This window comes from Pseudomonas sp. 05T35 (assembly GCF_056396605.1).
The window spans coordinates 35,216-42,930 of record NZ_JBFTLU010000002.1; the positions used below are offsets into that span (position 1 = coordinate 35,216).

General features: G+C 54.5%; 6 protein-coding genes and 1 pseudogene. 5 read left to right on the plus strand and 2 right to left on the minus strand.

Annotated elements, in window-relative coordinates:
- Window positions 1-101 precede the first annotated feature (101 nt).
- Window positions 102-2,426, minus strand: a complete 2,325-nt coding sequence (locus AC1DH9_RS00400) for a TonB-dependent receptor (protein ID WP_477807641.1) — start codon at window positions 2,424-2,426, stop codon at window positions 102-104.
- Between the two features lie 206 nt (window positions 2,427-2,632).
- Between AC1DH9_RS00400 and AC1DH9_RS00405 the strand changes: the two genes are divergently transcribed.
- The 5 genes from AC1DH9_RS00405 to AC1DH9_RS00425 all read left to right on the plus strand — a co-directional run bounded on the left by AC1DH9_RS00405 (window position 2,633) and on the right by AC1DH9_RS00425 (window position 7,345).
- Complete coding sequence (locus AC1DH9_RS00405; protein WP_427542697.1) at window positions 2,633-3,313, plus strand: Fe2+-dependent dioxygenase; 681 nt, start codon at window positions 2,633-2,635, stop codon at window positions 3,311-3,313.
- A 2-nt stretch (window positions 3,314-3,315) separates the two neighbouring features.
- Window positions 3,316-4,071, plus strand: a complete 756-nt coding sequence (locus AC1DH9_RS00410) for a tetratricopeptide repeat protein (RefSeq protein ID WP_477807642.1) — start codon at window positions 3,316-3,318, stop codon at window positions 4,069-4,071.
- A gap of 381 nt (window positions 4,072-4,452) precedes the next feature.
- On the plus strand, window positions 4,453-5,310 hold the full coding sequence (locus tag AC1DH9_RS00415; RefSeq protein ID WP_477807643.1) for an alpha-xenorhabdolysin family binary toxin subunit A: 858 nt from the start codon (window positions 4,453-4,455) through the stop codon (window positions 5,308-5,310).
- On the plus strand, window positions 5,249-6,463 hold the full coding sequence (locus tag AC1DH9_RS00420) for an alpha-xenorhabdolysin family binary toxin subunit B (RefSeq protein ID WP_477807644.1): 1,215 nt from the start codon (window positions 5,249-5,251) through the stop codon (window positions 6,461-6,463). Before AC1DH9_RS00415 ends, AC1DH9_RS00420 begins: the two co-directional genes overlap by 62 nt.
- A gap of 447 nt (window positions 6,464-6,910) precedes the next feature.
- A complete protein-coding gene (locus AC1DH9_RS00425; protein ID WP_477807645.1) occupies window positions 6,911-7,345 on the plus strand; it encodes a hypothetical protein in 435 nt (144 codons plus the stop codon).
- A 43-nt stretch (window positions 7,346-7,388) separates the two neighbouring features.
- Here the strand turns inward: AC1DH9_RS00425 and AC1DH9_RS00430 are convergent.
- A pseudogene (locus AC1DH9_RS00430) lies at window positions 7,389-7,715 on the minus strand (type III PLP-dependent enzyme); the annotation flags it as partial.

The window sequence follows — 7,715 nt, forward strand, 5'->3', positions numbered from 1 at the left end:
CCACGGCGCGCATTATGCCGTGAGTTGTCGAGAAACATTCTTTTTTACACGCAAAAGCCCCGCTCATCGGGATGGGCGGGGCTTGGCGACTTGGTTCTTTATCAGAAGTGGAAGTTGGTGCTCAGCAATGCCGTACGGCCCGGTGCCTGATTGGCGAAGTGGGTGGCGAAGGCTTTGTCGTAGTAGGTCACGTCGGTCAGGTTCYGCAGGTTCAGTTGCAGGTCGACGTTTTTGGTCAACTTGTAGCTGGCCATTGCGTCGTAACGAACGTAGGAATTGACCATGGTGGTATTGGCCACGCTGCCGAACACGTCGTCGACATAGAACGCGCCGCCACCCAGGGTCAGCTTTGGCGTGACGTTGTAGGTCGACCACAGGCTGGCGCTGTTTTTCGGGGTGTTAGGCAATTGATTGCCATCGGTGGCGTGGTTCAGCGGGCCGCCATCGACTTGTTCGCTGTCCATGTAGGTGTAGCCGGCGAAGACTTGCCATTTGTCGGTGATCTTGCCGTTTGCCGACAGCTCGATCCCTTGAACCCGGGTTTTGCCGGCGTTTGCGTAGGAAGTGGTATCAACCTGAACGCGTGCGTTCTCTTTCTCGGTACGGAACAGGGCGGCGGTCAACGACAGACGATCGTTGAGCAGGTCCCACTTGGTGCCGACTTCGTAGTTCTTGGTGGTTTCCGGCTCCATGTCGCTGCTCAGCAGATTGCCGTTGCGATCCTTGGTGCCCGACAGCGGGTTGCCGTCCATGCCTTCGCCCAAGGTATTACCCGGTGGTGTGGCGGAGGTCGCGTAAGAGGCGTAGATGCTGCCGTTTTCAGCCGGTTTGTAAACGACACCTAACTGACCGGTGACGAACTCGCTGGTGTCAGCGCCTTTCGCCGTGGTGGCACCCGCCGCGGTGAAGGTCTTGTACTTGGTGTCGAAGTGATCGTAACGCAGGCCCATGTTCACCAGCCATTGCGGCGACAGTTCCAGGGTGTCGAACACGTACAGGGCACGTGTGTTGGCGGTGGTGTCAGTGCCTGCGTAGTTACGCGAAATCGCGCCGTTCCACGGATCGTTCGGGTTCGGGTTGGCCAGCGAGGTGCAGTTGTAGCCGCTGGATGCGCCAATCATCGACGGCGTGCAGTTGCTGCTCGATGTCGCGGGCGATCCCGGGGTGGTATCGGTGTTCACGTTGTACGAGGATTTTTCGCCTTCTTCACGGGTGAACTCGACACCGGTGGAGAAGCTGTTCTTGAAGCCGGCGATGTAGAAATTGCCAAACAGATCAGTCTGGTTGGTAGTGGTCGCGACGTTGCTGACGCGGCTGTTGGCACGACGCCAGACACTGCCGTTGCTCACGTTGCCCTTGCTGTCGTCCGGCTGGGTCAGGATGTAATCCTGCATGCTGGTGCCGTGGCGCAGGGTGTTCTTGATGGTCAGCGCGTCGGTCAGGTCGTGCTCGATGGCGAAGGTCGCGGTATCGGTACGGGTCTTGCGGAAGTCACGGTCGGTCAAGCCATAGAAATTGCTGCTGTCGCCACCCGCGTAAGGTTTGTCCGGGTTGCTCTTGGTGCGATCAGCGGTCTTGCCCGAAGCGGGCACGGTGTACGGAATACCCGAGTCCGGCAGGTCGTTGCTTTGCAGATGGTAGTAGTCGAGGTTGACGCGGGTGTCGGTGCCCAGGCCGAAGGCCAGCGATGGCGCGATGCCCCAACGGTCGTAGTCGACCTTGTCACGGCCGGCGACGTTACTTTCGTGGCTCAACAGGTTCAGGCGGCCAGCGGCGGTATCGCTGAACTGGTAGTTGCTGTCCAGGGTGTAGCGCTGGGTCTGGTCCGAGCCCCAGGTGAAGCCGCCATTGAACGAGTCGCCCAGATGGGCTTTTTTGCTCACCAGGTTAATGCTGCCACCGGCTGCGCCGCGTCCGCCAATCGCGGAGTTCGGGCCTTTGCTGACTTCAATCGACTCAACGGCGAAGATTTCACGGCTCTGGGAGCCGGTGTCACGTACGCCATCCAGGTACGTATCGCCCTGAGCGTCGAAACCACGGATGAACGGGCGGTCGCCCTGCGGGTTACCGCCTTCACCGGCACCGAACGTGATGCCCGGGACGGTGCGCAATGCATCCTGCATGTTGAGGGCGCCAGTGTCCTTGAGGACTTGCTGTGGAATCACGGTCACCGAACGCGGGGTATCAATCAGCGGCGCGGTGTACTTGGGCGAAGAGGCTTTTTCGACCTGATAGGAGGTGGAGTCCTGGGCTTCACCGGTGACACTGGTGGCCTCCAGGGCAATTGCATTGCGCGGCGCTTTTTCGTCGGTCTTTTCTGCCGCGTAAGCCATGTGCGCTACAGAGCTGGCAGTGATCGCCACGCCAATTGCAGAGGCGAGTAGACGCGGTGAGCTGACCGGTGATTGTGGTAGTTGGCGTGACATTGTGAATTCCCCTCCCCAGGGTTTGAGGCGGCGGAATATAGGGTAAATACGTATTTGTATCAATTGAGATATATTGCTATTTGCGCTGAATTTACATTCTTTACAGTTTTCCCTTACGGGTTTTGCGGACTCATCCGTCAGAGCGATTTTACATTGCCAATAAGAATCAATACCATTGGCATCCTTTTGCCCTCAGGTATCGCCCCATGCTGCTGCATATTCCCGGCTTGTTCTCCCGCGAAGAGGTGCAGCGTATTCGCGAGGCCCTGGAGCAGGCTGACTGGGCGGACGGCAGGATTACCGCAGGCTTCCAGTCGGCCAAGGCCAAACACAACCTGCAACTGCCGGAAGGTCACCCGCTGGCGCAGGAAATTGGCGCAGCGATGCTTGAGCGGTTGTGGAAACATCCGCGATTCATGTCAGCGGCGTTACCGCACAAAGTCTTTCCACCACTGCTGAACTGCTACACGGCGGGGGGCAGCTTCGACTTTCATATCGACAACGCCGTGCGCCAGCCCAAGGGCAGTATCGAGCGCGTTCGCACCGACCTGTCGTCGACGTTGTTTTTCAGCGACCCGGACGAATACGACGGCGGTGAGCTGGAAATCCAGGACACCTTTGGCACCCAGCGAGTGAAATTACCGGCCGGGGACCTGGTGCTCTATCCGGGCACCAGCCTGCACAAGGTCAACGCCGTTACTCGCGGCACACGTTATGCCTCATTCTTCTGGACCCAAAGCCTGGTTCGCGAAGACAGCCAGCGCGCCTTGCTGTTCGAGATGGACGAGGCGATCCAGCAACTGACCCGCGACTTGCCGGATCACCCGTCACTGATTCGCCTGACCGGCACCTATCACAACCTGCTGCGCCGCTGGGTCGAGGTGTAACCGTGAGCTACCGACTGCGCCGCGAGGAAGTCCTCGACGGCGATCAACTCAGCGCGATGCTCGCCGAAAGCCCGGCCCGTGCCGCCCAGGCAATCCTGATCGCTGCAAAGGCCGGGATCCTCGATGGCCAGGCCTTGCTCGGTCAAATCCTGCTCGAAGGGCAGGGCATCGCCAAGGACCAGGCGCTGGCTTTGCGCTGGTTCGAGATCGCCGCCAACGGCGGGCATCTGATGGCGCGCAACATGCTCGGTCGCTGTCATGAACATGGCTGGGGCTGTAATGCCGACGCTACGGTCGCTGCGGGGCATTATCGCYKCGCCGCCGAKGCMGGACTGGAYTGGGCGATGTACAACTACGCCAAYCTGCTGGCYACCGGGCGCGGRGTGRTCGAGGATCAGKCGCAAGCTCTGGCGTTGTATCGCTGCGCCGCCGAGTTGGGCCACGCCAAATCCATGAACCTGCTGGGCCGCTATCTGGAAGAGGGACGCCAATGCACCGCGGATCCATTGGCGGCTCGGGAGTGGTATCGACGCTCGGCCGAAGGCGGGGATTTTCGCGGGCAGTTCAGTTATGCCGCGGTGCTGGCCGATCAAGGGCATGTCGATGATGCGCTGGGCTGGTTGCGCAAGGCGTTGGCCGGGGGGAACGTGAATTTCTTGCGGGTGGGCAGTGAGTCATTGCAAGGCGCACATCATCCGCAAATCCGTGGGATGGCTGATGCCTATCGGCTGCGGCTTTCTCAGCTGGCCATGTTGTAACGGTTTGTTGTTACCGTTAACTATCTCGATAGCGACGTTTCGCTGTCTTTAGACTATTACACGATAGAAAGTATTACCTGAATAGGTTTATGCACTCGTCAGGTGTGCGTGATATTTGGAGCTCAAACCGCAGTTGTAATAGTTTGATTTTGATGCAAGGTGATTCTGTTTGTGGAGGTGTTCTAAAAAAACCATTGCCCTGGTTAAGTAGTTGTTGTGCTGGCTGTCTTGATTTTTAATATTTAAAGTCTTGTGAATGTTCGTCGCAGCACATTAATGTCTGTTCTCACGGTGCCTGTAACTGAGCGGGATGAAACGGCTCATTAGTGTCGTGAATAAACTGGGCATATATTAAGATCCGAAGAAGACAAGGAGTCTCTGATGGAATTCAAGATGGACAGCAAGGTGGTCGAAGCCGCTGCAAAAGCGCCTAAGGTATTTGTGAGCGCATCGCTTGGCGAGGGCGAGGAATATAACCGGGCCCCCGGAATGCAGTTGACCAAAGAGCAGATTGTCAGCCTAAGGAAGTATGAAACCTTAGGGCTGTCTCTTCCCGTCCGGCTACAGGATGTCATTGCGTATTTAAATTATGGCGCGGGTGATGAGGGCCGCGTGGGACTGACGGGCAGGGATTTTTTACGCACATTCACCATGACGTATGACCATGCCAAGCGCTGGTCGCCATTGCGCGAGAAAATAATGCTGACGGGCACCGACCTTAAGATTTTCGCCGGTAGCATTATTAGGATTGGTAAAGCAATTGTAGATGTTTATAAAGAGCTAAGAATATCGAAATACCTGGAAGAACACAATATCAATACGCGGGAAGAGTATCTGAAACTGAAACACAAGATCCCGAACCTTCCCGATCTTGGCTTGCCTTCGGGAGATGTTCCGGATATCAAGCACTATCTCAATGACATGCTGGAGAGGGTCAGAATCTGTCATGATAAGGCCGAGAGTGTCAGGAAACAATTGGATTGTTTTGGCGCCGACATGCGCGAGAAGGTACTCCCGGAAATAAAGCTGCGACTGGAATTTATTTCGAGAAATACGTATCAGGCAGATATTCAGGATCTGCAAAAGCAAATCGACCTGCGCTCGGCAGACATTGACGAGCTCAATAAACAATACGATCAACTGGTTCAGGAAGCGATCAAGGCGGCAGCGACCCTCAATGATGCTGGTGTGGAATGCGCTGAGTACCTATATCGCTGCTTCCATCAAAGAGGTCGATAAACTGGAAGAGGCGACTTCGCTGAGGCAGTTTACAACACAGATAGTCGGTATTATTGATCCTTGGGAGCAAATACAAGTAGGTTCGGATCAATTGCTTGGCGTGTTCGAAGAGGCGGAAAAGGAATACAACAATAATCGTCAGTTTTTTTGGAGTGAGATAATGATGCGTTCATTATTTAATGGTTCGGATTATCCAGCGTTCAATATGGCGGAGTTGCGTAGCCATAATGCCTCGGTGCAAGGAACGAACACCACGGCACAAATGCTTGTCGAACAATTCAATTACTTGCCTGGCACCGTCGGAGCAATGAATGATCTGGCGCTCGCTATCAATAAGACAATGTTCGGTCTGCGTAACCAGGCTCAGACAACCAGTATCTACTTGGAGCGTGCGCAGAGGAAGCTGAAAGGCTATCAGGCAGAGCTTGACTACCCGGACGATGTAGACGAGGTTCGTGAGGACATGGAGCGCGAGCTCAAAAATGTATTCGATATCATGTTCGCACACACTGAAGATTTAAAAAGTATCCATAAGAGTATTAACGCCCCGTTTGACCGGGTAGCCTCGGAAAAATGGGTGGTCACGCTGAAACAGGATCGGGCATTCGTTGAAGAGCTAAAAATCAATTCCGAAGAAAAATTAGCTGAGCTGAATGAACAGATGAAGTCCGTGTCCGAAGCGATTGACTTGATCGGGAAAGCCGGCGTCGAAAAAATCGGTGAAGAGGCGCAGTTATCGCTGGATAATTTGAAAGCACTGGGGTTGGCGCCACCGCAGGTTCAAGTCGCATTGTTGGCTATTGATACGCTTAAGAAATTGATCTCTGGTATTGGGGAAGCCATTTCTTATCTCAACATGCTGGCGGCATACAACAGGCTCAAGGAGAGAGCGGGCGACCTGAGGGCGCAGTTGCAAAAACACACCAAAGATATCGCCCAGGTTGATGGGAAGATTGAATTGGTTATGACGCTGGACAAGCTGGACGATGAGCGCCAGGAATACGTGAGTGAATTTTCGAATCTGGTCTCCGACATTGAAAAGTTCTCCCGCGAATTTAAGCAGGATAAGTCACTGCCCGTCGAGGCGCGAACGGATACCGCGATTGCCCGGATCGCCGACGTCATTCAATACTTGAAAACCATTCGGCAGTAATAAGGAAAGAGGGCGGTGGGTCGCACGCCCACCCCCTCCAAGATAGAGTATGAATATACTTGCCTATGAGTTCACTGCGGCGCAGCGGCGCGTGTTAGATCGTTACACCCGTTTCCTTGGGACCCTGCACCCGACATTCGACAGTATACCGGTTGTGTTTGAGCGCCGTAGAAGAAGCGGCCATCAACTTGCGGTTCTGGCCAAGGATTCGCGTTTGAACAATGCTCAGTTTAATGGGCGATATCTGCAAGAGTATTGGGGGCGTACTGAAGAAACCAGGCTTCTATGCAAATAACCAGGCAGTTCTCCAGGAACGAACCCATTGCCCAAGTGGATTTCAGGTTGTACGGTTTATCCCGATCTCCGACCTGGACGTTATTTCCACCAAAGAATGTACAGGACCTGGTTCACGAATTGGCGCTTCGGTTTTATGATCTAAGAGCTGCGATGCGACAATTGAAATATACCGTCGAGGAAATGTATCACGAGTCATTTGGACTGAAAGCAGTATTCACGAGTGCAATGGATCATCAATCCTGTAATTGCCATCCACAACCGACTGTGGCGGAGGAGTTGTTTTTCGAGGTGGGCACTGCACCTGTCTGGGACATCACTTACTCTTCCAGGGACGCTTCGATCAGGGCGGCAGAATATAAAAGCGATATTGTGGCGTTATTTAGCGGGTTCGTTTCCGTAAACTCGCAGATGGGCCTGTTCATCAAGGAGGTCTATCAGCGTATAGACGGCGTAATCAACGAACTCTTGAGAGCAAAGAGTGCGTCAAAACTCGGGGAGTTGAATTTCAAATTAGGCGCAGCTATGGAGGGTGCTCATGAATCTATGGCGATGATTGACCATGTAGAAGCATGGCTGCGGAAATAAAAAAGGTCCATGGTTACATGGACCTTTTATTTCAAGAGATCGCTTATACGTAGAACRATTTCAGCGGCGGGAAGCCATTGAACTCAACAGCGCTGTAGCTGGTGGTGTACGCGCCGGTGGACAGCCAGTACAGGCGGTCACCGATGGCCAGGTTCAGTGGCAGGCCATACTTGTAGTTTTCGTACATGATGTCGGCGCTGTCGCAGGTCGGGCCGGCGATGACCACTTCTTCCATCTCGCCTTTTTTCTCGGTCCAGATCGGGAACTTGATGGCTTCGTCCATGGTTTCGATCAGGCCGGAGAACTTGCCCACATCGGTGTACACCCAACGCTCGACGGCGGTGCAGGATTTACGCGCGACCAACACCAC